At 57.7% G+C, this 24,293-nt stretch carries 24 protein-coding genes and 1 pseudogene; 13 read left to right on the plus strand and 12 right to left on the minus strand.

What is annotated here, in order from left to right:
• From L6R44_RS13160 to L6R44_RS13175, 4 genes are all read left to right on the plus strand, one after another.
• Entirely contained in the window at nucleotides 1-1,149 is a 1,149-nt protein-coding gene (locus tag L6R44_RS13160; protein ID WP_237424475.1) for an SIS domain-containing protein, read from the plus strand.
• 12 nt (nucleotides 1,150-1,161) lie between these two features.
• A complete protein-coding gene (gene kbaY, locus L6R44_RS13165) occupies nucleotides 1,162-2,034 on the plus strand; it encodes a tagatose-bisphosphate aldolase subunit KbaY (RefSeq protein WP_237424476.1) in 873 nt (290 codons plus the stop codon).
• A gap of 119 nt (nucleotides 2,035-2,153) precedes the next feature.
• Nucleotides 2,154-3,725: a maltose/glucose-specific PTS transporter subunit IIBC gene (malX, locus tag L6R44_RS13170; protein WP_237424477.1), complete on the plus strand. Its 1,572-nt coding sequence runs from the start codon at nucleotides 2,154-2,156 to the stop codon at nucleotides 3,723-3,725.
• 12 nt (nucleotides 3,726-3,737) lie between these two features.
• Entirely contained in the window at nucleotides 3,738-4,910 is a 1,173-nt protein-coding gene (locus L6R44_RS13175) for a MalY/PatB family protein (protein ID WP_237424478.1), read from the plus strand.
• 132 nt (nucleotides 4,911-5,042) lie between these two features.
• Here the strand turns inward: L6R44_RS13175 and L6R44_RS13180 are convergent.
• Together L6R44_RS13180 and rsmI are read right to left on the minus strand one after the other, a co-directional pair.
• Nucleotides 5,043-5,465, minus strand: a pseudogene (locus L6R44_RS13180) (Fic family protein); the annotation flags it as partial.
• Nucleotides 5,466-5,544: 79 nt separating this feature from the next.
• The gene (gene rsmI / locus L6R44_RS13185; protein WP_237424479.1) at nucleotides 5,545-6,408 is read right to left on the minus strand and encodes a 16S rRNA (cytidine(1402)-2'-O)-methyltransferase; all 864 of its coding nucleotides are present in this window, start codon (nucleotides 6,406-6,408) and stop codon (nucleotides 5,545-5,547) included.
• Nucleotides 6,409-6,470: 62 nt separating this feature from the next.
• Between rsmI and L6R44_RS13190 the strand changes: the two genes are divergently transcribed.
• From L6R44_RS13190 to dolP, 4 genes are read left to right on the plus strand one after another with little or no spacing between them, the layout of a single operon-like run.
• A complete protein-coding gene (locus tag L6R44_RS13190; RefSeq protein WP_237424480.1) occupies nucleotides 6,471-8,633 on the plus strand; it encodes a penicillin-binding protein activator in 2,163 nt (720 codons plus the stop codon).
• Nucleotides 8,591-8,986, plus strand: coding sequence for a YraN family protein (locus tag L6R44_RS13195; protein ID WP_021242244.1), 396 nt, complete (start codon nucleotides 8,591-8,593; stop codon nucleotides 8,984-8,986). The genes L6R44_RS13190 and L6R44_RS13195 overlap by 43 nt, the downstream gene beginning before the upstream one ends.
• Before the next feature lie 21 nt (nucleotides 8,987-9,007).
• Nucleotides 9,008-9,598 (plus strand): DnaA initiator-associating protein DiaA, encoded by a 591-nt coding sequence (diaA, locus tag L6R44_RS13200; RefSeq protein WP_003861754.1) that lies wholly within the window; start codon nucleotides 9,008-9,010, stop codon nucleotides 9,596-9,598.
• Between the two features lie 9 nt (nucleotides 9,599-9,607).
• Nucleotides 9,608-10,183 (plus strand): division/outer membrane stress-associated lipid-binding lipoprotein, encoded by a 576-nt coding sequence (gene dolP, locus L6R44_RS13205; protein WP_024906379.1) that lies wholly within the window; start codon nucleotides 9,608-9,610, stop codon nucleotides 10,181-10,183.
• Nucleotides 10,184-10,233: 50 nt separating this feature from the next.
• Here the strand turns inward: dolP and L6R44_RS13210 are convergent, their stop codons facing one another.
• Nucleotides 10,234-11,271: a permease gene (locus L6R44_RS13210; RefSeq protein WP_237424481.1), complete on the minus strand. Its 1,038-nt coding sequence runs from the start codon at nucleotides 11,269-11,271 to the stop codon at nucleotides 10,234-10,236.
• Between the two features lie 40 nt (nucleotides 11,272-11,311).
• A complete protein-coding gene (locus L6R44_RS13215; RefSeq protein ID WP_237424482.1) occupies nucleotides 11,312-11,956 on the minus strand; it encodes an NAD(P)H-binding protein in 645 nt (214 codons plus the stop codon).
• Between the two features lie 128 nt (nucleotides 11,957-12,084).
• Between L6R44_RS13215 and L6R44_RS13220 the strand changes: the two genes are divergently transcribed.
• Nucleotides 12,085-12,603 carry a type 1 glutamine amidotransferase domain-containing protein gene (locus L6R44_RS13220; RefSeq protein WP_237424483.1) on the plus strand — a complete coding sequence of 173 codons (519 nt, stop codon included), beginning with the start codon at nucleotides 12,085-12,087 and terminating at the stop codon, nucleotides 12,601-12,603.
• Here the strand turns inward: L6R44_RS13220 and L6R44_RS13225 are convergent.
• Entirely contained in the window at nucleotides 12,583-13,017 is a 435-nt protein-coding gene (locus L6R44_RS13225) for a YhbP family protein (protein WP_032642320.1), read from the minus strand. The genes L6R44_RS13220 and L6R44_RS13225 overlap by 21 nt on opposite strands.
• 14 nt (nucleotides 13,018-13,031) lie before the next feature.
• Between L6R44_RS13225 and L6R44_RS13230 the strand changes: the two genes are divergently transcribed.
• Nucleotides 13,032-13,361: a GIY-YIG nuclease family protein gene (locus tag L6R44_RS13230; RefSeq protein WP_237424502.1), complete on the plus strand. Its 330-nt coding sequence runs from the start codon at nucleotides 13,032-13,034 to the stop codon at nucleotides 13,359-13,361.
• Here the strand turns inward: L6R44_RS13230 and L6R44_RS13235 are convergent.
• Nucleotides 13,348-13,851 carry a GNAT family N-acetyltransferase gene (locus L6R44_RS13235; RefSeq protein ID WP_032642322.1) on the minus strand — a complete coding sequence of 168 codons (504 nt, stop codon included), beginning with the start codon at nucleotides 13,849-13,851 and terminating at the stop codon, nucleotides 13,348-13,350. The genes L6R44_RS13230 and L6R44_RS13235 overlap by 14 nt on opposite strands.
• Entirely contained in the window at nucleotides 13,845-14,369 is a 525-nt protein-coding gene (gene ubiT, locus L6R44_RS13240; protein WP_237424484.1) for a ubiquinone anaerobic biosynthesis accessory factor UbiT, read from the minus strand. The genes L6R44_RS13235 and ubiT overlap by 7 nt, the downstream gene beginning before the upstream one ends.
• 211 nt (nucleotides 14,370-14,580) lie before the next feature.
• On the opposite strand from ubiT, the gene ubiU reads away from it, so the two are divergent.
• The 3 genes from ubiU to L6R44_RS13255 all read left to right on the plus strand — a co-directional run bounded on the left by ubiU (nucleotide 14,581) and on the right by L6R44_RS13255 (nucleotide 17,548).
• Nucleotides 14,581-15,576, plus strand: coding sequence for a ubiquinone anaerobic biosynthesis protein UbiU (ubiU, locus tag L6R44_RS13245; RefSeq protein ID WP_237424485.1), 996 nt, complete (start codon nucleotides 14,581-14,583; stop codon nucleotides 15,574-15,576).
• A 7-nt stretch (nucleotides 15,577-15,583) separates the two neighbouring features.
• Nucleotides 15,584-16,462, plus strand: a complete 879-nt coding sequence (locus L6R44_RS13250) for a U32 family peptidase (protein ID WP_237424486.1) — start codon at nucleotides 15,584-15,586, stop codon at nucleotides 16,460-16,462.
• Nucleotides 16,463-16,540: 78 nt separating this feature from the next.
• On the plus strand, nucleotides 16,541-17,548 hold the full coding sequence (locus L6R44_RS13255) for a luciferase-like monooxygenase (protein WP_237424487.1): 1,008 nt from the start codon (nucleotides 16,541-16,543) through the stop codon (nucleotides 17,546-17,548).
• A gap of 62 nt (nucleotides 17,549-17,610) precedes the next feature.
• Here L6R44_RS13255 and mtr read toward each other — a convergent pair whose 3' ends face one another.
• The 5 genes from mtr to pnp form a co-directional block, all read right to left on the minus strand.
• On the minus strand, nucleotides 17,611-18,855 hold the full coding sequence (gene mtr / locus L6R44_RS13260) for a tryptophan permease (RefSeq protein WP_237424488.1): 1,245 nt from the start codon (nucleotides 18,853-18,855) through the stop codon (nucleotides 17,611-17,613).
• A gap of 141 nt (nucleotides 18,856-18,996) precedes the next feature.
• Nucleotides 18,997-20,892 (minus strand): DEAD/DEAH family ATP-dependent RNA helicase, encoded by a 1,896-nt coding sequence (locus tag L6R44_RS13265; protein ID WP_237424489.1) that lies wholly within the window; start codon nucleotides 20,890-20,892, stop codon nucleotides 18,997-18,999.
• Nucleotides 20,885-20,965, minus strand: coding sequence for a protein YrbN (gene yrbN / locus L6R44_RS25020; protein WP_100122156.1), 81 nt, complete (start codon nucleotides 20,963-20,965; stop codon nucleotides 20,885-20,887). The genes L6R44_RS13265 and yrbN overlap by 8 nt, the downstream gene beginning before the upstream one ends.
• Nucleotides 20,966-21,072: 107 nt before the next feature.
• Entirely contained in the window at nucleotides 21,073-21,957 is an 885-nt protein-coding gene (nlpI, locus tag L6R44_RS13270; protein WP_032642338.1) for a lipoprotein NlpI, read from the minus strand.
• 108 nt (nucleotides 21,958-22,065) lie between these two features.
• Nucleotides 22,066-24,204, minus strand: a complete 2,139-nt coding sequence (gene pnp / locus L6R44_RS13275) for a polyribonucleotide nucleotidyltransferase (protein WP_442876507.1) — start codon at nucleotides 24,202-24,204, stop codon at nucleotides 22,066-22,068.
• Between the last annotated feature and the right edge of the window lie 89 nt (nucleotides 24,205-24,293).

Below are 24,293 nucleotides of genomic sequence, written 5' to 3' on the forward strand. Positions count from 1 at the left end.
ATGCCACAAATACCCACCGCCGCCGCAACCGGCACCTGGACCGAGGAAGAGATCCGCCAGCAGCCTGCCAGCTGGATCCGCTCGCTCAACAACATCGATAGCCTGCGCGCGTCGATTGACAGCTTCCTGACGCCGCTGCTGCACAAGCCCGATCTGCGGATCGTCATGACCGGCGCGGGCACGTCCGCATTTATCGGCGATATCATTGCGCCATGGCTTGCGAGCCACACCGGGAAAAATATCTCCGCCGTACCGACCACTGATCTGGTCACTAACCCGATGGATTACTTCAGCCCTGCACATCCGCTCCTGCTGGTTTCGTTTGCCCGTTCTGGCAACAGTCCGGAAAGCGTCGCGGCCGTTAAGCTGGCCAACCAGTTCGTACCGGAGTGCTACCACCTGTCGATCACCTGCAACGAGGCGGGGAGCCTGTACCAGACCGCCGTCGACAGCGATAACGCTTATGCCCTGCTGATGCCAGCCGAAACGCACGATCGCGGGTTCGCAATGACCAGCAGTATCACCACCATGATGGCGAGCTGTCTTGCCGTATTCGCCCCGGAGACGATCAACAGTCAAACCTTCCGCGACGTGGCCGATCGCTGTCAGGCGATCCTCACCTCGCTCGGCGATTTCAGCCACGGCGTCTTTGGCAGCGAACCGTGGAAACGGATCGTGTATCTGGGAAGCGGCGGCCTGCAGGGCGCGGCGCGCGAATCGGCGCTGAAGGTGCTGGAGCTTACGGCGGGCAAGCTGGCGGCCTTCTACGATTCCCCCACCGGTTTCCGTCATGGGCCGAAGTCGCTGGTGGATAACGAAACGCTGGTGGTGGTGTTTATCTCCAGCCATCCGTATACGCGCCGGTACGATCTGGATTTGCTGGCCGAACTGCGCCGCGATCGTCAGGCCCTGCGCGTCGTCGCCATCGCCGCTGAAAACGATCCGGCCATTGAAGCGGGTCCGCACATCCTGCTGCCACCTTCCCGCCCGTTTAGCGACATGGAACAGGCGTTCTGCTTCCTGATCTATGCCCAGGTCTTTGCTCTTACCCAGTCGCTCAGCGTAGGCAATACGCCCGATACGCCATCCGCCAGCGGGACGGTCAATCGCGTGGTGCAGGGCGTTGTTATTCATCCGTGGCAGGCTTAAGAGGATCCGATTATGACTATTATTTCGACGAAATATCTTCTGCAGGACGCGCAGGCAAAAGGTTACGCCGTTCCAGCGTTTAACATCCACAACGCGGAGACGATCCAGGCGATTCTCGAAGCGTGCAGCGAAATGCGATCGCCGGTGATCCTGGCGGGCACGCCGGGCACCTTTAAGCATATTGCGCTGGAAGAGATCTACGCTCTGTGCAGCGCGTACTCCCACACTTACGACATGCCGTTAGCGCTGCACCTCGATCACCACGAGTCGCTGGACGATATTCGCCGCAAGGTCAACGCGGGCGTGCGCAGCGCGATGATCGACGGCAGCCACTATCCGTTCGAGCAAAACGTGAAGCTGGTGAAGTCGGTGGTCGATTTCTGCCACCTACACGACTGCAGCGTCGAGGCCGAGCTGGGCCGCCTGGGCGGCGTGGAAGATGACATGAGCGTGGACGCCGAAAGCGCGTTCCTCACCGATCCGCAGGAGGCGAAACGCTTCGTTGAACTGACCGGCGTCGACAGCCTTGCCGTCGCCATCGGCACCGCCCACGGCCTTTATACCAAACGCCCAAAAATCGACTTCCAGCGGCTGGCGGACATCCGCGAAGTGGTCACCGTGCCGCTGGTATTGCACGGCGCAAGCGACGTGCCGGATGAGGATGTGCGCCGCACCATCGAGCTGGGCGTGTGCAAAGTCAACGTGGCAACCGAGCTGAAAATCGCCTTCTCTGACGCGGTGAAAGCCTGGTTTGCCGAAAATCCGCAGGGCAACGATCCGCGCTTCTATATGCGGGTTGGCATGGACGCCATGAAATCGGTGGTCAGAAGCAAAATCGCCGTTTGCGGTTCCGCAAACCGCCTTCTGCTTCCGGCCGAAGCCTGACCCCATCGCGCATTACATCAATACCTAAAAAATAACTATAAGCCTCGCAAATATGAAGGCGCGTTCTGATTCACGACCGCGCCTTCCATTACCATAAAAAATTCCGAGGAGTACCCTACATGACACAGGAAAAGTCATTCAAATCGAAAGCGTGGGAGTTTTTTCAGAGCCTGGGAAAGACCTTTATGTTTCCGGTCTCCCTTCTGGCGTTTATGGGCCTGCTGCTGGGTATCGGCAGCTCGGTGACCAGCCCTTCCACGATTAAAAGTTTTCCTTTTCTCGGCGGCGAACTCACGCAGCTGACCTTTGGCTTTATCGCCATGGTGGGCGGCTTCGCCTTTACCTACCTGCCGCTGATGTTCGCCATGGCGATCCCCATGGGCCTTGCCAAACGCAATAAGGCCGTGGGCGCGTTTGCCGGTTTCGTCGGCTACATGCTGATGAACATGAGCATCAACTACTACCTGACCGCCACCCACCAGCTTGCCGATGCCGCCACCATGAGACAGGTGGGGCAATCGATCGTGCTGGGGATCCAGACCCTGGAGATGGGCGTGCTGGGCGGCATCGTCGTGGGAGTAATCACTTACTTCCTGCACGAGCGTTTTCAGGACACGGTGTTGCACGACGCCTTCGCCTTCTTTAGCGGCATCCGTTTTGTACCGATTATCACCGCCCTTACCCTTTCACTGGTCGGTCTGTTTATTCCGCTGCTGTGGGAATACGTTGCGATGGGCATCGCCGGTATTGGCCATATCATCCAGAGCACCAGCGTCTTTGGCCCGTTCCTCTACGGCGTGGGCGTGCTGCTGCTTAAACCCTTCGGCCTGCACCACATTCTGCTGGCGATGGTGCGCTTCACCCCTGCGGGCGGCATTGAAATGGTTAACGGACACGAAGTCGCCGGGGCGCTGAATATCTTCTACGCCGAGCTGAAAGCCGGTCTGCCGTTTAGCCCGCACGTTACCGCGTTTCTGTCACAAGGGTTTATGCCGACCTTTATCTTCGGCTTACCTGCCGTAGCGTACGCCATCTACCGCACCGCCCGCCCGGAAAACCGCCCGGTGATTAAGGGCCTGCTGCTCTCGGGCGTGCTGGTGTCCGTCGTCACCGGTATTTCAGAGCCGATTGAGTTCCTGTTCCTGTTTATCGCCCCCGCGCTTTACGCCTTCCATATCGTGATGTCGGGCCTGGCGCTGATGGTGATGGCCCTGCTCGGCGTCACCATCGGCAACACCGACGGCGGGATTTTGGATCTGCTGATCTTCGGCGTGATGCAGGGGATGTCGACCAAATGGTATCTGCTGTTCCCGGTCGGTATTGCCTGGTTTGCTATCTACTTCTTCGTCTTCCGCTGGTACATCCTGAAACACGATATCAAGACGCCGGGACGCGAGGTGGACGCGCAGGGCGCGCAGCAGGCCGTCGAAGCCAATACCCGCGCGCGTGGAAAATCCAAATACGATCACGGGCTTATTCTGCAGGCGCTCGGAGGCAAAGAGAACATTGAGTCGCTCGACAACTGCATCACCCGCCTGCGTCTGGTGGTGAAGGATATGGGGCTTATCGATCAGCAGGCGCTGAAAGCGGCGGGCGCCCTGTCGGTCGTGGTGCTGGATGCCCACAGCGTACAGGTGATCATCGGCCCGCAGGTGCAGAGCGTCAAAACCGGCATTGAAGCCTTAATTTAACAGGGGGTCGTTGTGTTTGATTTCGACAAAATCATCGAGCGTAAAAGCGACAGGTGCCGTAAATGGGACCATGCGTTTGTCTGCTCGCGCTTTGGTGATGTTCCGGAAGGGTTTATCCCGCTGTGGATCGCAGATATGGATTTCACCTCGCCGCCCGCCGTGATTGAAGGCTTTCGGCGCATCGTGGAGCACGGCACCTTTGGCTATACGTGGTGCTTCGACGAGTTTTACGAGGCGGTGATTCGCTTCCAGCGAACGCGCCACCAGGTCGAGGTGGAGAAATCGTGGATTACCCTCACCTACGGCACCGTGTCCACGCTGCACTATACGGTGCAGGCATTCTGCACGTCTGGCGACTGCGTGATGATGAACACACCGGTCTACGACCCGTTTGCCATGGCGGCACAGCGTCAGGGCGTGCGGGTCCTCGCTAACCCGCTTCGCGTGGTGGAAAACCGCTATCATCTGGATTTTAATCTGATTGAAGATCAGCTTAAAACCCACCGTCCAAAACTGTGGTTCTTCTGCTCGCCGCATAACCCCTCGGGCCGAATCTGGCGCGCGGAAGAGATACGCCAGGTGTCCGATCTTTGTAAACGCTACGGCACGATTCTGGTGGTTGATGAGGTTCACGCCGAGCACATTCTGGACGGCACATTCGTCAGCTGTCTGACCCCGGGCAGTGCCGCACTGGACAACCTGATCGTACTGACGTCGCCCAATAAAGCCTTCAACCTGGGCGGGTTGAAAACCTCATATTCGATGATCCCGGACGATACGCTGCGCCAGCGCTTCCGCCAGCAGCTTGAGAAGAACTCGATTACCTCGCCCAATATGTTCGGCGTCTGGGGGATTATCCTCGCCTACCAGCAGGGTTTGCCCTGGCTCGACGCGCTGAACGGGTATCTGCAAGGCAATGCCCGCTATCTTGCGGACGCTATTCAGACCCACTTCCCGGCGTGGAAGATGATGAACCCGGAATCGTCATATCTGGCCTGGATAGACGTGAGCGCCGACGAGCGCAGCGCGACGCAGCTAACCCAACATTTCGCCCGTCAGGCTGGTGTGGTGATTGAGGACGGCAGCCACTACGTGCAAAACGGCGAAAACTACCTGCGAATCAACTTCGGCACGCAGCGCGACTGGCTGGAGCAGTCCATCAACCGCATGCTGAAGCATTACTGATAAGGATCTTAACGTAACGGTGAAGCTGAATCTGGTGAAGGATAAAAAACGCGGTGGTGATTACGCTGCAGCCGCTGGAAACGCTGGTGTTTGAGGCGATACCGGGAAACTAAATCGTGTTCAACTGGCAGGTTAAGCCATGACCTGCCAGCTTCCACCTTTCCTTGCCCCAATGCGTTTTAATTTACCTTTTGCTTGCAAAGATTGGAGATAACGTTCCGCAGTGCGGGAAGTTACGCCCAGGACAGATGCCAACATTACCGCAGTCAATTGTGGTTGAACGGTGAGAAGCTCAAGGACAGCTTTTTCCTTTTCCGACAATTTTTCCGACATTTTTTCCGATATGACGGACGACATGGTGATGCCTTCCCGCAAGGCTTCCGCCATATTTTGCAGCATAAATTCCACGAATACCGTGCAATCACTGGCCCGATCGCATTGCCCTAAAATCTGGTAATAGCGCGCTTGCTGGAAGTGAATCAGTGTTTCCACGGGCAGCCATGCCAGTTCTGCACGCCACTGATTTAAGATCAACGTTTGCCACAGCCGCCCCATGCCCTAATAGCTCACCAATCCACCTGATTAAGGATATAGGGCGTGATGGTGAATGGAGGCTGATAGCGGCTCATTTGGCTTACTCCCCCTGCTGCTCCAGCGCGTACTTATACAGGGCATTCTTCTTTACGCCGTGAATTTCCGCCGCCAGCGCAGCGGCCTTTTTCAGCGGCAGCTCCGCCTGTAGCAGCGCCAGGGTACGCAGCGCGTCGGCAGGCAGCGCGTCATCTTCCGCCTTATGCCCTTCGACAATCAGCACCATTTCGCCCTTGCGGCGGTTTTCATCTTCCTTCACCCACGCCAGCAGCTCGCCCACCGGCGCACCGTGAATCGTTTCCCAGGTCTTGGTCAGCTCGCGCGCCAGCACCACGTAGCGCCCTTCCCCCCAGACGATCACCATATCTTCCAGGCTCTCCAGCAGTCGGTGGGTGGACTCGTAGAAAATCAGGGTGCGCGGTTCCGCTTCCAGGTCTTTTAAGACGTCGCGGCGGCCTTTGGATTTGGCAGGCAGGAAACCTTCATAGCAAAAGCGATCGGACGGCAGACCTGCGGCGCTCAGCGCAGCAATCGCGGCGCACGGCCCCGGCAGCGGCACTACGCGTATACCGGCTTCGCGACAGGTACGCACCAGGTGATAGCCAGGATCGTTGATCAGCGGCGTACCGGCATCGGAGACCAGCGCAATGTTCTGCCCCTCTTTCAGCTTCGCCACCAGCGTTTCGGCTTTTTGTTGCTCATTGTGATCGTGCAAAGCAAACAAACGGGCGTTAATCGCGAAATGTTGCAGCAGTAAGCCGGTGTGGCGGGTATCTTCAGCAGCAATTAAATCAACAGCTTGCAGTACGGTGAGCGCACGTTGGGTAATATCAGACAAATTCCCGATAGGAGTAGGTACAATATAAAGCTGGCCTTGAGAATTATCTGCCGTTTCGTGTTGTTTCATTGTTTCGTCCGTATTGCCGATTTAATATTGAGCATTGCGTAAAAAAAATCACTGGATACAGTATGGTACCGTTAACGTTTCTTCGAAAAAAAGCCGCGCGCAGCGTGCCGCTTCTGCTGGCAGCCCTGATCTTTGCAGGCTGTGGCACCCAGGCACCTGACCAGAGCACCGCCCATCTTCAGGGTTCTGCTCAGGCTGATTCTGGCTTTTATCTGCAACAAATGTCGCAGAGTTCAAATGATACCAAGACCAACTGGCAATTACTCGCCATTCGTGCACTGCTGAAAGAGGGTAAAACCCAGCAGGCTGCCGAACTGTTTAACCAGTTGCCAAAAGATCTTAACGACGCCCAGCGCCGTGAGCAGAGCCTGCTCTCCGCCGAGCTGAAGGTCGCGCTGAAAGATTACGCCGCCGCGAAGAAGATCCTTGGGGACATCGACGTGAGCGCGCTGGATAAAAATCAGCAGGCGCGCTTCTGGCAGGCGGGCATTACCGCGGAGCAGGGACGCCCTTCCCTGACGCTGCTCCGCGCGCTCGTCGCGCAAGAGCCGCTGCTCGGCGGTGCCGACAAGCAGAAAAATATTGATGCCACCTGGCAGGCGCTGGCGTCGATGACGCAGGAACAGGCGCAGGCGCTGGTCATCAACGCCGATGAAAACGTCCTGCAGGGCTGGCTGGATCTGCAGCAGATGTGGTTTACCAACCGCAGCGATCCAAAGATGCTGAAAGCCGGCATTACGGACTGGCAGACGCGCTACCCGCAAAACCCGGGTGCGAAAATGCTGCCAACCCAGCTGGTGAACGTGCAGAACTTTAAGCCAGCGTCGACCAGCAAAATCGCCCTACTTCTGCCGCTCAACGGCCAGGCGGCGGTGTTTGGACGCACCATTCAGCAGGGCTTTGAAGCGGCGAAAAACGGCACGACGCCGGTGACCGGCAGCGCCGTTCCCGCCCAGGCGGCTCAGGCGGCCAACGTGAACGATGTTGTCAGCCCGTCCGCCGCCGAGACCAGCGACCTGACCACGGCGCAAGCGCCAGCGCAGGGTACCATGCAAAACCCGGTGACGGCCCCGACGACGCCTCCAGCGACCCCAGCACCAGCGACTGCCGCCCCTGCGGCTCAGGCTCCGGTCGAAACGCAGGCGACTCCCGCACCTGCCACAACGGCAGAACAGCCTCAACAGCAGTCAGCACAACCTACCGCTCAACCTGCCGCGCAGCCGCAGGCCGTGGCAGCCACCAGCGCCAACCCGGGCGCTGAACTGAAAATCTACGACACCAGTTCGCAGCCGCTGGACCAGGTTCTGGCGCAGGTGCAACAGGACGGGGCGAGCATCGTTGTCGGTCCGCTGCTGAAAAACAACGTGGATGAGCTGATGAAGAGCAATACCACGCTGAACGTGCTGGCGCTCAACCAGCCTGAGCAGGTTCAGAACCGGGCGAATATCTGCTACTTCGCGCTTTCCCCTGAAGATGAAGCCCGCGACGCGGCGCGCCATATTCACGAGCAGGGCAAGCAGGCTCCGCTGCTGCTCATCCCACGCAGCGCGCTGGGCGACCGCGTGGCCACTGCCTTTGCCGATGAGTGGCAGAAGCTGGGCGGCGGCGTAGTGCTGCAGCAGAAATTCGGTTCCGTCTCTGAACTGCGCGCGGGCGTAAACGGTGGAGCGGGTATCGCGCTCAACGGTAGTCCTGTCGCCGCGAGCCTGCCACAGCAGCAGGGGGTGACGATTGGTGGCCTGACGATCCCAGCCCCACCTACCGACGCGCAGATTAGCGGGGGCGGCAAAGTGGATGCGGCCTATATCGTTGCTACGCCGCAGGAGATCGCCTTTATCAAACCGATGATTGCGATGCGTAACGGCAGCCAGAGCGGCGCAACGCTCTACGCCAGCTCGCGCAGCGCGCAGGGTACCGCAGGCCCGGACTTCCGTCTGGAAATGGACGGTCTGCAGTACAGCGAAATCCCAATGCTGGCAGGCAGCAACCCGGCGCTGATGCAGCAGGCGCTGAGTACCGTACGTAACGATTACTCGCTGGCGCGTCTGTATGCCATGGGTGTTGACGCGTGGGCGCTGGCGAACCACTTTACCCAGATGCGCCAGGTCCCTGGCTTTGAGCTCAACGGCAACACCGGCGATCTGACCGCCACTCAGGATTGTGTGATTAACAGGAAGTTATCATGGCTCAAATACCAGCAGGGGCAGATCGTCCCGGCCAGTTAAGCCGCAAACAGACCGGCGATGCGTGGGAGCTAAAGGCGCGTCGCTGGCTTGAAGGCAAAGGACTGCGCTTTATCGCCGCTAACGTCCGCGGGCGCGGCGGCGAAATCGACCTGATCATGAAAGACGGTCAGGTCATCGTGTTTGTAGAAGTACGCTTTCGACAGTCCTCCCGTTTTGGCGGTGCTGCCGCCAGCGTGACGCTCGCCAAGCAACATAAATTATTACAGACTGCCCACTTGTGGCTTGCCCGCCATAATGGGAGTTTTGATACTGTGGATTGCCGGTTCGATGTGATAGCCTTCACCGGAAATGAGATCGAATGGCTTAAAAACGCTTTTGGCGAAGACGCATAATTAAGATTTAAAAGGGATAACGTGCTCGAAAGAATTAAAGTGTGCTTCACAGAAAGCATCCAGACTCAGATTGCCGCGGCGGAAGCCCTTCCGGATGCTATTTCGCGTGCCGCAATGACGCTGGTGCAGTCCCTGCTTAACGGCAACAAAATCCTCTGTTGTGGCAACGGCACGTCGGCCGCCAACGCACAGCATTTTGCTGCCAGCATGATCAACCGTTTTGAAACAGAGCGCCCGAGTTTACCTGCCATTGCACTTAATACCGATAATGTGGTCTTAACGGCGATTGCTAACGATCGTCTGCATGACGAAATTTACGCAAAGCAGGTGCGGGCCCTGGGTCATGCCGGAGATGTGCTGCTGGCCATCTCCACGCGCGGCAATAGCCGGGATATTGTTAAAGCGGTTGAAGCCGCCGTCACCCGCGATATGACCATCGTGGCCTTAACCGGCTATGACGGGGGTGAGCTGGCGGGTCTGCTTGGGCCGCAGGATGTGGAAATCCGCATTCCTTCTCACCGGAGCGCGCGTATTCAGGAAATGCATATGCTCACGGTGAACTGCTTATGTGACCTGATCGATAACACGCTTTTCCCTCACCAGGATGATTAAGGAGTTCTTATGAAGGCTTTATCGACCCTCGCAGTCCTTATGTCTGCACTACTGCTTCAGGGATGTATCGCTGCGGCCGTTGTGGGTACCGCCGCGGTAGGCACCAAAGCGGCGACCGATCCACGCTCTGTCGGGACGCAGGTGGATGACGGCACGCTGGAGCTGCGCGTCAACAGTGCGCTGTCGAAAGACGAACAAATCAAGAAAGAGGCGCGTATTAACGTGACGGCCTATCAGGGCAAAGTGCTGCTGGCAGGCCAGGCGCCGAATATGGAGCTCGCCTCGCGTGCGAAACAGATTGCGATGGGCGTAGAAGGGACCACAGAGGTGTTTAACGAAGTGCGTCAGGGCAAGCCAATTGGCCTGGGTGACGCCTCTTCCGATACCTGGATCACCACTAAAGTGCGTTCCCAGCTGCTGGGCTCGGACCAGGTGAAATCATCCAACGTGAAGGTGACGACTGAAAACGGCGAAGTGTTCCTGCTGGGTCTGGTGACGGACCGTGAAGGGAAAGCGGCGGCCGATATCGCCAGCCGGGTGAGCGGCGTGAAGCACGTCACCACCGCGTTTACTTACATTAAGTAATCCACACCTGACTGTAGGCCCGGTAAGCGCGCGCGCCACCGGGCTTTTTTTTACATCAGCGCAATGCTTCCCACCATCACCCCACTTAACGCCACCAGCCCAGCGGTCAGCCACAGCGCTTTCGCCGGGAACGACTTACGCAGCATGATAAGCGACGGGAGACTGATCGCCGGCAGCGTAATCAGCAGCGCCAGCGCCGGTGCGGTGCCCATACCTGCCAGCATCATGGTCTGAACAATCGGGATCTCCGCAGCCGTTGGGATCACAAACAGGCAGCCTGCAACGGCCATCGCAATCACCCACATCAGCGTGTTGTCGATAGCGCCATCCGCATGCGGGAAGAGCCAGACGCGCGCCGCCCCGAGAACCAGCACCGCCAGGATATAGACCGGAATGGTGCTCCAGAAAAGCTGCCATAGCGCCCGGCCCCAGCGGGCAAAGAACCCGCCCTGCGGCTCGCTGACGTCCAGCTCAACAGACGCGGACGCTGGCGCCTTATCCTTCACCAAATTCTGCACCAGCGTCGCCACCACCAGCACGGTCAGCAGCCCGGCCACCAGACGAATAAACGCGAAATGCCAGCCCAGCACAAAGCCCATAAACACCAGCGTTGCCGGGTTGAGTAGCGGGTTGCCCATCCAGAACGCCAGCGCGCCGCCCATCGATACGCGCTGACGGCGCATTCCTGCCGCCACGGGCGCGGCGCAGCACGAACACATCATGCCCGGCAGGGAGAAAATCGTCCCCAGCAGCGTGCCCTGAAAACGCGGCTGACCAAGCGTTTTCACCAGCCAGTTGCGCGGGATAAGCACCTGAATCAGCGAGCCCAGGATCACGCCGAGTACGGCGGCCTTCCAGACGGCAAGGAAGTAGACCATGGCGTAATCCCACGCCGCCTGAAGCGGGCTGGCATCAGCCTGCGCGAGAATAGATTTACCGATGCTGTGCGTTTCTGCGGCGGTGAAAGCTTTACCGTAGTACGGCTGCCATTTCACGTACCAGAGGCCAACAATGACCACGAGAAAGAAGAGTGCGGGCTTCCACCATTGAACAGGTGTTGCCGCCTGAGATGAAGACTGACCAGTCATAGCATTCCCCGGAGAGTATTAGGTTATTAGCCGGGGGAGTTTACGCCTCGCCCTGCGCGATTTCACGCAGTTTTGCCGAAGGGATGATGTTTACGCCCGCTTTCGACGGGGCGAGTCCCTCTTTTAACATCGCCCGCGCGACGTCCCGCGCCTCGATGGCTTTCCAGTTGCCGGGAAGGATTCGAAACAGCGGGGCCAGGACCGACTCGTTAAAGCGGCGCTCGTCCCGGTGGCCGATGAGCATCGAAGGGCGCACAATCGTGAGTTGCTCCCATTTCTGCGCGATCAGCGCCTCCTCCATCTTGCCCTTCACCTTGTTGTAGAAGAAAGGCGATCCGGCGCTGGCGCCCAGCGCGCTGACCACCAGAAAATGTCTGGCCCCCAGCTTTTTCGCCGCGAGCGCGGTATCCACCACCAGCGTATAGTCGGCGTGGATAAATGCCTCTTTGCTACCCGCCTCCCGCCGCGTGGTGCCCAGACAGCAAAAGGCAATATCAATCGGATCCCGGACCTGCGCCAGCGCATCCGTCAGCTGCGGATCGTGCGGATTAAAAACGCCGGAAATGTCCGCCAGCGGTCGACGCGTCGGGGCGGCAATGTAGTTCACGCGGCGATCCTGAAGCAGCAGCCGCAGCAGATGATCGCCAACCAGCCCGGTAGCACCGGTAATCAATACCTGACTCATCGTATCCCCTTTACAGAATTGTCCGTTTGCGAACTCAGCGTCGTCGACCACACTTAGAAGTCTGTTACAGGTAAGTATTTACCACAAGCGGAGAAAAATCAGTCTGAAGCGAAAACAACGGAGGAAGCATGGGTAAGAAAATCGCAGTCTTGATTACCGACGAGTTTGAAGATTCAGAATTCACCTCTCCTGCAGAGGCGTTCCGCAAGGCGGGACATGAGGTCATCACCATTGAGAAAGAGGCGGGCAAAACGGTCACAGGCCATAGGGGCGAGGCGAGCGTGACTATCGACGAGAACATCGATAACGTTAGCCCCTCCGATTTTGACGCCCTGCTGTTACCCGGCGGCCATTCACCGGACTCCCTGCGTGGAGACGATCGTTTCGTGACCTTTACGCGGGACTTCGTCGCGACCGGCAAACCGGTCTTTGCCATCTGTCACGGCCCGCAGCTGCTCATTAGCGCAGAAGTGGTTCGGGGGCGTAAGCTTACCGCCGTGAAGCCGATCGTTATCGATCTAAAAAACGCGGGAGCCGAGTTTTACGATCAGGAGGTGGTCAACGACAAAGACCAGCTGATCACCAGCCGGACTCCGGACGATCTCCCGGCGTTTAACCGCGAAGCGCTACGCCTGCTCGGCGCGTAGCCAGTGCAGCTTCTTGCCAAAGCCCAGGGTGTTGTCGGTAAATTTCAGCTCATCGAGGCGAATTTCCCATACCGGGGCTTTTAGCGCAGCGGCAACCGGAAAGCGGCGCGTGTAGTGCTTACGACGCGCGTCGCTCTCTTCTCCGTCCAGACGACGAATTTCCCCTTTGAACTGCACGCCGCGGATCAGCGCGACAGTTTTAGGCTGGCCATTCACCGTGCCCGCGACCTTCGCCTGCTGGCCGGTCATTTGCGCATGACGCGTTTTGTCTTCGCTCATGACGTAAAACGCCACGCGCTCCGGATCGTAGTAGTAAAACGCGTTTGCGCACCACATCTCTTCGTCTTTACAGACGCACCAGGTGACAACATGCTGCTTCGCCAGCCAGCGGCTAATGGCGGCCAGTGTTTCCATTTTCGCTCTCTCTCATGCTATGGTGCGTTCACCTTAACATACTGAATCTGTTTACCGTGTGCTGGTTTCTCTATCTTGTCCGAACCGCTGATAACGCACTCTACACCGGGATCACCACCGATGTGGCCCGGCGTTTTTTACAACATCAAACGGGGAAAGGGGCAAAAGCGCTGCGGGGGAAAGGGGAATTACGGCTCGCCTTTTCGGCCCACGTCGGTGACCGATCGCTGGCGCTCAGGCTGGAATACCGGATTAAACAGCTGACGAAGCGCCAGAAAGAGCGCCTCGTGGCCGGAGACGGCTCCTTTGAGGCGCTACGCGAGAGCCTGATTAAAAGCGATTGAAATGGTCGTGGTACTCAACCAGGCCATGCACGCCGTTGAGCGCGTCGTCCGCCAGGCGGTGCACCTGGAAGGCGGATTCCGTACCCGGCCAGCGGCAGCGCAGATCGTAATGCGCGGCCTGCTCAAAGCCTAAACGGCCATAGAAAGCCGGATCGCCCAGCGTGACAACGGCGGCGTAACCGAACTCATTGAGCGAATCCAGCCCTTCATAGACGAGCTGACGCGCCAGCCCCTGCCCGCGATAGCTTTCATCCACCGCCAGAGGCGCCATGCCAACCCACTGGAGCTCTTCGCCCTGAACGATGACCGGGCTGAAGGCTACATAGCCCACTACCTGACCTTCGTCATCGGTGGCAACCAGCCCCAGCGTAATCAGGCCGTCTTCACGAAGATCGTGGACCAGTTGAGCTTCAGCATCGCTCTCAAAGGCGCGTCGCAGCAGAGCATCGATCCCCGGCGCATCAATCCCAATTTCGACTCGAATCAGCATGGCTCACCTACTGAAGTGTGTTTACCGTCCGGCGGGGTTTTCAGCCCGGCCTCAACGAAACCTGCCATTTGCATTAACATCACGCGCAGCGCTTTCGGCATCTGCTCCAGCTCAATGGCATCCATTAAATTCTTCACGTACAGACCCAGCTCCGTGTCGCCTTCAATCACCAGACGGCGCTGGAAGAAGAGCGTATCCGGATCCTGCTTACGCGCGGCGATCATCAGCAGATCGCTGGCGTTGGCGCTAAAGCTCACATCCGCGTCGGCGGATTCGCGGACGATCAGCTGGTCATTCTCAACGGAGGTAAACCAGCGCAGCCCGATGTCGCGCACTTCAATGCTCAACCAGCGGCCCTCCAGGAATTCCAGCTCGCCATCCTGCAGCGCCTGGCGGAACTGCCAGCTCAGGACCTGCTCCAGCACCTGGCGTTTAAGCGCGAACGGCGCCAGCTTGACCGGCACGCTCAGCATTGATGGACCAAATTGTACGAGACGTGAACGCAGTTTATCCAGCACGAGCTTTACTCCCTGATATCTATAGTCCGGCTATTTTGCCATATCCGACGCGTAACATAGCGGCGTAAATCAACAAACCGTCGTCCGCCGTACCTCATTATTGGTGCCATCAATACGCCATTAGCTGCCTTAAATCAAAAATTGTCGCGTATGGGTTAATTAAAATCCCAGCTCGTTAACAATTTTGCGATCGACTACATCAGGATAAATTATGGAGCTGCTCTGCCCTGCCGGAAACCTTCCGGCGCTTAAGGCGGCCATCGAAAATGGGGCCGATGCGGTCTATATCGGGCTGAAGGATGATACCAACGCCCGCCATTTTGCCGGCCTCAACTTCACGGAGAAAAAGCTTCAGGAAGCCGTTAACTTCGTTCACCAGCACCGCCGCAAACTGCATATCGCCATTAATACCTTTGCGCATCCTGACGGTTACGCGCGCTGGCAGCGTGCGGTGGATATGGCGGCACAGCTGGGGGCCGACGCGCTGATCCTGGCCGACCTCGCCATGCTTGAGTATGCGGCAGAACGCTATCCCCATATTGAGCGCCACGTCTCTGTTCAGGCATCTGCCACCAACGAAGAGGCGGTGCGTTTTTATCATCGACACTTTGACGTGGCCCGCGTGGTGCTGCCGCGCGTGCTCTCTATTCATCAGGTTAAGCAACTCGCGCGCGTCACGCCAGTGCCGCTGGAGGTTTTTGCCTTTGGCAGCCTGTGCATTATGGCCGAAGGCCGTTGCTATCTTTCTTCTTACTTAACCGGTGAATCACCGAATACCGTCGGGGCCTGCTCCCCTGCCCGCTTTGTCCGCTGGCAGCAAACCCCGCAGGGGCTGGAGTCGCGCCTGAACGAGGTGCTGATCGACCGCTATCAGGACGGCGAAAACGCCGGTTATCCCACCCTGTGTAAAGGGCGCTATCTGGTCGACGGCGAACGCTACCACGCGCTAGAGGAACCTACCAGCCTCAACACGCTGGAGCTGCTGCCGGAACTGCTGGCGGCCAATATAGCCTCGGTGAAAATCGAAGGTCGTCAGCGCAGCCCGGCCTACGTAAGCCAGGTGGCGAAAGTGTGGCGTCAGGCCATCGACCGCTGCATGGCGGACCCGCAGAACTACGCTGCGCAGCAGGCCTGGATGGAGACGCTGGGCGCCATGTCCGAGGGCACGCAAACCACGCTTGGCGCCTATCACCGTAAATGGCAGTGAGATAACCATGAAATATTCATTAGGTCCAGTGCTCTACTACTGGCCAAAAGAGACGCTGGAAGATTTTTACCAACAGGCCGCCGCCAGCAGCGCCGATGTGATTTACCTGGGCGAAGCGGTGTGCAGCAAGCGCCGCGCCACCAAAGTTGGCGACTGGCTGGAGATGGCGAAAAGCCTGGCCGGGAGCGGCAAGCAGGTGGTGCTCTCCACGCTCGCGCTGGTGCAGGCCTCGTCCGAGCTGGGCGAGCTGAAACGCTACGTAGAGAACGGCGAGTTCCTGCTGGAAGCGAGCGATCTCGGCGTGGTAAACATGTGCGCCGAACGCAAGCTGCCGTTTGTTGCGGGTCATGCACTGAACTGCTATAACGCCGTGACCCTGCGCCTGCTGCTCAAGCAGGGGATGACGCGCTGGTGCATGCCGGTAGAGCTCTCGCGCGACTGGCTGGCAAACCTGCTGAATCAGTGCGAAGAGCTGGGCATTCGCAACCAGTTTGAAGTGGAAGTGCTGAGCTATGGCCATCTCCCGCTGGCCTACTCCGCCCGCTGCTTTACCGCGCGCTCGGAAGACCGGCCGAAAGACGAATGCGAAACCTGCTGTATTAAGTACCCAAACGGGCGCAGCGTGCTGTCGCAGGAGAATCAGCAGGTCTTTGTCCTGAACGGCATTCAAACCATGAGCGGCTATGTCTATAACCTCGGCAACGAGCTGGCGTCGATGGCCGGGCTGGTGGATATGGTGCGCCTGTCGCCGCTGGATACCGGCGTGTTCGCGATGCTGGACGCCTTCCGCGCGAACGAAAACGGCGCAGCTCCGCTGCCGTTGACCGCAAACAGCGACTGCAACGGCTACTGGAGACGGTTAGCCGGGCTGGAACTGCAGGCGTAAAAAAGGCTCACTTTGTTAACAACGGTTATCATTTTTTAATGCAGTATTAAAGATTGACCGTCGACAAAGTGAGCTGTTATGACTGACAAAACCCTTCCGTTTTCGGTGCTGGATCTGGCGCCGATCCCACAAGGCGCCTCGGCAAGAGAGGCCTTTTCGCACTCTCTCGACCTGGCTCAGCTGGCTGAAAAGCGTGGCTATCAGCGCTACTGGCTGGCCGAGCACCACAACATGGTAGGCATTGCCAGCGCCGCCACCTCGGTACTGATTGGCTATCTGGCGGCAAATACCACCACCCTGCACCTGGGCTCCGGCGGCGTGATGCTGCCCAACCACGCCCCGCTGGTGATCGCCGAGCAGTTCGGCACCCTGAATACCCTCTATCCGGGACGTATCGATTTAGGGCTTGGCCGCGCGCCGGGCAGCGATCAGCCGACCATGCGCGCCCTGCGCCGCCATATGAGCGGCGATATCGACAACTTCCCGCGCGACGTGGCCGAGCTGGTGGACTGGTTCGACGCCCGCGATCCGAACCCGCACGTGCGGCCGGTGCCGGGCTACGGCGAGAAGATCCCGGTCTGGCTCTTAGGCTCAAGCCTCTACAGCGCGCAGCTCGCCGCCCAGCTGGGGCTGCCGTTTGCGTTTGCCTCGCACTTCGCGCCGGATATGCTGCATCAGGCGCTGCATCTTTACCGCACGAACTTCAAGCCGTCCGAGCGTCTGGAGAAGCCGTACGCGATGGTGTGTATCAACATCATTGCCGCCGACAGCAATCGCGACGCGGAATTCCTGTTTACCTCCATGCAGCAGGCGTTTGTGAAGCTGCGTCGCGGCGAAACGGGCCAGCTTCCGCCGCCGGTAGAGAATATGCATCAGCTGTGGTCAGCCTCCGAACAGTACGGCGTACAGCAGGCGCTGAGCATGTCGCTGGTCGGCGATAAGGCGAAAGTGCGCCACGGGCTGGAGGCGGTGCTGCGCGAAACGCAGGCGGATGAGATTATGGTTAACGGCCAGATTTTCGATCACCAGGCGCGTTTGCATTCGTTCGATCTGGCGATGCAGGTGAAAGAGGAGTTGGTGGGGTAGTTTTTTGCTTTGCTCCCTCTCCCTTTGGGAGAGGGGCGGAGTGAGGGGGCAAGCCGCACGTTTTACTGATATACCGGCAACAGGTTAAAGCTCGACAGCACGTGCACCAGCGCGTTGCCCACCCCAAACACCAGGATTAGCGCAATCATCGGCTTGCCGCCCCAGACGCGGAATTTCGGGCTACCCAAGCGTTTACGTGATTTACGCGCCAGCAGCGCGGGCACGATCGCCGCCCAGATGGTTGCCGCCAGCCCTGCATAGCCGATGGCGTACAGGAAGCCGTTCGGCCACAGCAGGCCGCCCACAATCGGCGGCAGGAAGGTCAGCAGCGCGGTTTTGAAGCGCCCCAGCGCGGAATCATCAAAGCCAAACAGATCCGCCAGGTAGTCGAACAGGCCCAGCGTCACGCCGAGGAAAGAGCTCGCCACCGCAAAGTTAGAGAAGATCACCAGCAGCAGATCCAGGCTGCGGCTGTTCAGCACGCCGCTCAGGGCCTGCACCAGCACGTCGATGTTGCCGCCCTTCTGGGCAATGCCGATAAACTCCGGACGCGGGATGTTGCCCATCGTCCCCAGCAGCCAAATCACATACAGCCCCAGCGCCAGCAGCGTGCCGTAAACCAGACACTTCACGATGGTGCGCGGATCTTTGCCGTAGTACTTCATCAGGCTCGGCACGTTACCGTGGTAGCCGAACGACGCCAGACAGAACGGCAGCGTCATCAGCAGGTACGGCGTGTAGGAGGTATTCACTTCGGCAACGTTAAACAGCGTGGCGGGCGTCACGTGCCCCAGCAGGCTGCCGAAGGTCAGGAAGAAGGTGATGACCTTCGCGCCCAGTACGATTGCCGTCATCCGGCTTACCGCTTTTGTACTCATCCAGACGATAAACGCCACGCCCAGCGCAAAGCACAGCCCGGCCAGACGCGCCGGAACGTTCAGCGACATCTCAGAGAAGGTGTGATGCAGAATCGAACCGCTCGCCGAAATATATGCGTAGGTCAGGATATAGAGCACAAAGGCAACGGACAGACCGTTAACCAGGTTCCAGCCTTTGCCCAGCAGGTCTTTGGTGATGGTGTCGAAGCTCGCGCCAATGCGGTAGTTCAGGTTGGCTTCGAGGATCATCAGCCCGGAATGGAGCATACAGAACCAGGTAAAGACCAGCGCGGCCAGCGACCAGAAGAACCACGCACCGGACATGACCACGGGCAGGGAGAACATCCCGGCACCTATAATGGTTCCGCCGATGATCACCACGCCGCCAAGCAGCGAAGGTGACGTTTGGGTGGTGGTTAGTGTCGCCATACAGCCTTTTCTCCAGTCAATTATGCGGGAAGCATGTTAATGTGACGCACTGTACCAGTACAAGAGTACAAAGGGAATAAAAAAAGCCCCGATAGCATGTATCGGGGCTGTATATTTTACTTTACGTCAGAAGCTTAAGGCTTACGCGTCACCAAAACGACGACGGCTGGTGCCTTCTTCACGACGTGGACCACGGCTTTCGCGGCGCTCGCCGGAGAAACGACGACCTTCACCACCGCGACCTTCGCTGCGACCGCCTTCACGACGCTCGCCGCCGAAGCCGCGACCACCGCCACGACGTTCACCGCCGCGGTCAGGACGTGGCTGTGCATCGCCCAGCAGCTGCATGTTCATCGGCTTGTTCAGGATACGGGTACGCGTAAAGTGCTGCAGTACTTCACCCGGCATGCCTTTTGGCAGCTCGATGGTAGAGTGGGATGCGAACAGCTTGATGTTACCGATGTAACGGCTGCTGATGTCGCCTTCGTTAGCGATCGCGCCAACAATGTGACGAACTTCAACGCCATCATCACGACCCACTTCAATGCGGTACAGTTCCATGTCACCCGCGTCACGACGTTCACGACGTGGACGGTCTTCACCACCACGCTCTGGACGGTCACCGCGTGGGCCACGATCGTTACGGTCGCCACGACGTTCGAAGCGATCGTCACGGTCACGGAATTCACGTTTAGGACGCATCGGCGCATCGGGTGGCACGATCAGGCTACGTTCGCCCTGAGCCATTTTCAGCAGTGCTGCAGCCAGGGTTTCCATATCCAGCTCTTCGCCTTCAGCAACAGGCTGAATCTGCGACAGCAGCGCGCGGTACTGATCCAGATCGCTGCTTTCCAGCTGCTGCTGTACTTTCGCGGCGAATTTTTCCAGACGGCGTTTGCCCAGCAGCTCTGCGTTTGGCAGGTCCGCTTCTGGAATGGTCAGCTTCATGGTGCGTTCGATGTTACGCAGCAGGCGACGCTCGCGGTTCTCAACGAACAGCAGCGCGCGGCCAGCACGACCCGCACGACCGGTACGGCCGATACGGTGAACGTAAGACTCGGAATCCATCGGGATGTCGTAGTTCACAACCAGGCTGATACGCTCAACGTCCAGACCACGTGCTGCCACGTCGGTTGCAATCAGGATATCCAGACGACCGTCTTTCAGGCGCTCCAGAGTCTGCTCACGCAGGGCCTGGTTCATGTCGCCGTTCAGCGCTGCGCTGTTGTAGCCGCTACGCTCCAGGGCTTCAGCCACTTCCAGGGTCGCGTTTTTGGTACGAACGAAGATAATCGCCGCATCAAAATCTTCCGCTTCCAGGAAACGTACCAGCGCTTCGTTTTTGCGCATGCCGTACACAGACCAGTAGCTCTGGCTGATGTCCGGGCGAGTGGTGACGCTGGACTGAATGCGCACTTCCTGAGGATCGTTCATGAAGCGCTTGGTGATACGACGGATCGCTTCCGGCATGGTGGCAGAGAACAGCGCGGTCTGATGACCGTCTGGGATCTGCGCCATGATGGTTTCAACGTCTTCGATGAAGCCCATACGCAGCATTTCATCTGCTTCATCCAGTACCAGACCGCTCAGTTTAGAGAGATCCAGGGTACCGCGCTTCAGGTGATCCAGCAGACGGCCCGGCGTACCGACAACAATCTGTGGGCCCTGGCGCAGGGCGCGTAACTGCACGTCATAACGCTGGCCGCCGTACAGGGCTACCACGTTTACGCCGCGCATATGTTTAGAGAATTCCGTCATGGCTTCTGCAACCTGAACAGCCAGTTCACGGGTTGGAGCCAGAACGAGGATCTGCGGTGCACGCAGGTCCGGATCGATGTTGTTCAGCAGCGGCAGCGAGAATGCTGCAGTTTTACCGCTACCAGTCTGGGCCATGCCCAGCACGTCACGACCAGAAAGCAGGTGTGGGATACACTCAGCCTGGATCGGAGATGGTTTTTCGTAACCCAGATCGTTAAGGGCTTCAAGGATAGGAGCCTTCAGGCCCAGATCTGCAAAAGTGGTTTCGAATTCAGCCATGTAGTACGAGTGCCTCAATGTCAATGGCGGCCAGTCTACTTAGCTCATCGTGAAAATGATTAGCAATTTTCATTGAAAAGTGTGAACCGGCTCAAAGTAGGTGTATTGACGAACAACAACGCCCTCACCAGTTAAGGTGATGGCAATCAAAAGATTACGGGCTGATGTTTATGTCGTCAGCTATTGCTGGTCCGATTCTGCCAGGTCGTCATGCTCCTGGCCCAAGAGCGATAATTCCAACAATGCATAACGGTGCTCAACGAAGTTGTGTACGTTGTTAGCAACCGCTAATTTGAACAGTGCCGTAGCGCTGTCCATATCCCCCAGACTTAGGTAGTACTTACCTAAATAGAAGTTGGTTTCACTGAGATGCTCAGCGAGCGAGGTGTTATCCGTTGCGTCCGCCTTGAGGCGTTCCATCAGCGTTGCTTCGCTAATGTTGCCCAGGTAGAACTCGACAATGTTCCATCCCCACTGTTCCTTGTCCGATTTATCGAAGCGCTGTTTCAGGGCCTCTTTTGCCTGCTTCTCATCGAGCTTCCGCTCAACGATGTAAAGCCACAGGCTACGGAAAGGATCATTAGGATCGTCTTGATAAAACGCCAGCAGATCATCTTGCGCTAACTTATCACGACCGCCGTAATACAATGCGATACCGCGATTCAAGTGCGCGTAGTTGTAAGTTGGATCAAGCTCAAGTACAGAATCAAACGCTTCATAGGCAGCATCAAAATTGCCTGCCTGCGTTAAATAAATGCCTAAGTAATTGAATACTTCAGGCATATCAGGTCGGATAGCCAGCGCTTGTGAAAAATCATTTCGCGCCAATGCCCTCAGACCGAGACTATCATACAACACTCCGCGCTCATATAAAAGCTGTGCGCGTTCGTCATCGGTTAAAGCCCGACTGGCAAGTATTTGTTCCATGCGTGCCAGAATCACTTCTTGCTGCAAAGTCGGTTGCAATGGCACTGCGAGGACTTCGCTCTTACGCCAGGCAGAGTTGCTGCATCCTGCCAGCGTTAAAGCTGTCGCAACGAAACACCAGCGCAAAAAAGGCTTCATTTCCCACTCCCGAAGACAACTATTGGATGAACGTCCTGTCCCCCGGCGGCTTAACAAGGCGTCCTGCCTGATAATAGGCCCTCCGCAACGCGGAGGGCAAATGGCAACTTACTCGCCCTGCTGTTCTGCTGCCTGTGCTTCTGGCGCAGCAGCTGGCTGAGACTGCTCGGTTGCTTCTTTAATGCTCAGACGGATACGGCCCTGGCGATCAACTTCCAGAACTTTAACCGGTACTTCCTGACCCATCTGCAGGTAATCGGTCACTTTCTCAACGCGCTTGTCAGCGATCTGAGAGATGTGAACCAGACCTTCTTTACCGCCACCGATGGCAACGAACGCGCCAAAGTCAACGATACGGGTCACTTTACCTGCGTAGACGCGGCCCACTTCGATCTCTGCAGTGATCTCTTCGATGCGACGGATAGCGAATTTCGCCTTCTCGCCGTCGGTTGCTGCGATCTTCACAGTACCGTCATCTTCGATTTCGATGGTGGTGCCGGTCTCTTCGGTCAGCGCACGGATAACGGAACCGCCCTTACCGATAACATCTTTGATCTTGTCTGGATTGATCTTGATGGTATGAATGCGCGGTGCGAATTCAGAGATATCACCACGTGGCGCGTTGATAGCCTGTTCCATTACGCCCAGGATGTGCAGACGCGCACCCTTAGCCTGATTCAGCGCAACCTGCATGATCTCTTTGGTGATACCTTCAATTTTGATATCCATCTGCAGCGCAGAGATACCGTCGCGGGAACCCGCCACTTTGAAGTCCATATCGCCCAGGTGGTCTTCGTCACCCAGAATGTCAGACAGAACAACGAAGTTGTCGCCTTCTTTCACCAGGCCCATTGCGATACCCGCAACGGCGGCTTTGATCGGCACGCCTGCATCCATCAGCGCCAGAGAAGCACCACACACGGAAGCCATGGAAGAAGAACCGTTGGATTCGGTGATTTCAGACACCACGCGTACGGTGTACGGGAATTTGTCTGCTTCTGGCATCACTGCCAGCACGCCGCGCTTCGCCAGACGACCGTGACCAATTTCACGACGCTTCGGCGAGCCAACCATACCGGTTTCGCCTACGGAGTACGGAGGGAAGTTGTAGTGGAACAGGAAGCTGTCGGTGCGCTCGCCCATCAGTTCGTCGATGATCTGTGCGTCACGAGCGGTACCCAGGGTCGCGGTAACCAGCGCCTGCGTTTCGCCACGGGTGAACAGCGCGGAGCCGTGAGTACGTGGCAGCACGCCAGTACGCACATCCAGACCACGGATCATGTCTTTTTCACGGCCATCGATACGCGGCTCGCCTGCCAGAACGCGGCTACGAACAACGTTTTTCTCGATAGCGTGCAGGATTTCGCCAATTTCGTTAGCGTCCAGCGTTTCGTCTTCGGCAACCAGGATCGCGGTCACGTCAGATTTGATCGCATCAACCTGAGCATAGCGCTCCTGTTTGTCGGTGATACGGTACGCGTCGCTCAGACGAGATTCTGCCAGCGCCGCAACGCGTGCATTCAGCGCGTCGTTTGCCGCTTCTGGCTGCCAGTCCCAACGTGGCTTACCGGCTTCTTTCACCAGGTCGTTGATGTTCTGGATAACGATCTGCTGCTGATCGTGGCCAAAGACCACCGCGCCCAGCATCTGGTCTTCGCTCAGCAGTTCAGCTTCGGATTCAACCATCAGCACAGCGGCTTCAGTACCCGCAACCACCAGGTCCAGCTTACTTTCTTTCAGCTCTTCCTGAGTCGGGTTCAGCACGTACTGGTCGTTGATGTAGCCAACGCGTGCGGCACCGATTGGGCCATTGAATGGAATACCAGACAGTGACAGGGCAGCGGACGCGCCGATCATCGCAACGATGTCCGGGTTAACCTGTGGGTTAACGGAAACAACGGTCGCAATAACCTGTACTTCGTTAACGAAGCCTTCCGGGAACAGCGGACGAACCGGGCGGTCAATCAGACGCGCGATCAGGGTTTCGCCTTCGCTTGGACGGCCTTCACGACGGAAGAAACCACCCGGGATTTTACCGGCAGCGTAGGTACGCTCCTGGTAGTTAACGGTCAGCGGGAAAAAGTCCTGACCTGGTTTAGCTTTTTTCTGGCCAACAACGGTAACGAATACCGCGGTGTCATCCATGCTTACCATAACGGCAGCAGTAGCCTGACGAGCCATCATGCCGGTTTCCAGTGTCACGGTATGTTGACCATACTGGAATTTACGAACGATCGGATTCAGCAAAGTTCTGTCCTTTCTTAAATGTTTGACAGCACACCACCGGCGTGCTGTCGATTTAACCCGACCTTCTTCGCATCCTCGCGACTAATGAC

It is taken from the genome of Enterobacter cloacae complex sp. ECC445 (assembly GCF_021892025.1).
In the GTDB taxonomy this organism is placed as follows: Bacteria; Pseudomonadota; Gammaproteobacteria; order Enterobacterales; family Enterobacteriaceae; genus Enterobacter; species Enterobacter chengduensis.

Excerpts from the sequence above, each read along its gene's own strand:
- L6R44_RS13160 (WP_237424475.1), top strand. The coding sequence starts at position 1 with ATGCCACAAATACCCACCGCCGCCGCAACCGGCACCTGGACCGAGGAA.
- kbaY (WP_237424476.1), top strand. The coding sequence starts at position 1,162 with ATGACTATTATTTCGACGAAATATCTTCTGCAGGACGCGCAGGCAAAA.
- malX (WP_237424477.1), top strand. The coding sequence starts at position 2,154 with ATGACACAGGAAAAGTCATTCAAATCGAAAGCGTGGGAGTTTTTTCAG.
- rsmI (WP_237424479.1), bottom strand. The coding sequence starts at position 6,408 with ATGAAACAACACGAAACGGCAGATAATTCTCAAGGCCAGCTTTATATT.
- L6R44_RS13190 (WP_237424480.1), top strand. The coding sequence starts at position 6,471 with ATGGTACCGTTAACGTTTCTTCGAAAAAAAGCCGCGCGCAGCGTGCCG.
- L6R44_RS13195 (WP_021242244.1), top strand. The coding sequence starts at position 8,591 with ATGGCTCAAATACCAGCAGGGGCAGATCGTCCCGGCCAGTTAAGCCGC.
- dolP (WP_024906379.1), top strand. The coding sequence starts at position 9,608 with ATGAAGGCTTTATCGACCCTCGCAGTCCTTATGTCTGCACTACTGCTT.
- L6R44_RS13210 (WP_237424481.1), bottom strand. The coding sequence starts at position 11,271 with ATGACTGGTCAGTCTTCATCTCAGGCGGCAACACCTGTTCAATGGTGG.
- L6R44_RS13215 (WP_237424482.1), bottom strand. The coding sequence starts at position 11,956 with ATGAGTCAGGTATTGATTACCGGTGCTACCGGGCTGGTTGGCGATCAT.
- L6R44_RS13220 (WP_237424483.1), top strand. The coding sequence starts at position 12,085 with ATGGGTAAGAAAATCGCAGTCTTGATTACCGACGAGTTTGAAGATTCA.
- L6R44_RS13225 (WP_032642320.1), bottom strand. The coding sequence starts at position 13,017 with ATGGAAACACTGGCCGCCATTAGCCGCTGGCTGGCGAAGCAGCATGTT.
- L6R44_RS13230 (WP_237424502.1), top strand. The coding sequence starts at position 13,032 with ATGCTATGGTGCGTTCACCTTAACATACTGAATCTGTTTACCGTGTGC.
- L6R44_RS13235 (WP_032642322.1), bottom strand. The coding sequence starts at position 13,851 with ATGCTGATTCGAGTCGAAATTGGGATTGATGCGCCGGGGATCGATGCT.
- ubiU (WP_237424485.1), top strand. The coding sequence starts at position 14,581 with ATGGAGCTGCTCTGCCCTGCCGGAAACCTTCCGGCGCTTAAGGCGGCC.
- L6R44_RS13250 (WP_237424486.1), top strand. The coding sequence starts at position 15,584 with ATGAAATATTCATTAGGTCCAGTGCTCTACTACTGGCCAAAAGAGACG.
- L6R44_RS13255 (WP_237424487.1), top strand. The coding sequence starts at position 16,541 with ATGACTGACAAAACCCTTCCGTTTTCGGTGCTGGATCTGGCGCCGATC.
- mtr (WP_237424488.1), bottom strand. The coding sequence starts at position 18,855 with ATGGCGACACTAACCACCACCCAAACGTCACCTTCGCTGCTTGGCGGC.
- L6R44_RS13265 (WP_237424489.1), bottom strand. The coding sequence starts at position 20,892 with ATGGCTGAATTCGAAACCACTTTTGCAGATCTGGGCCTGAAGGCTCCT.
- yrbN (WP_100122156.1), bottom strand. The coding sequence starts at position 20,965 with ATGAAAATTGCTAATCATTTTCACGATGAGCTAAGTAGACTGGCCGCC.
- nlpI (WP_032642338.1), bottom strand. The coding sequence starts at position 21,957 with ATGAAGCCTTTTTTGCGCTGGTGTTTCGTTGCGACAGCTTTAACGCTG.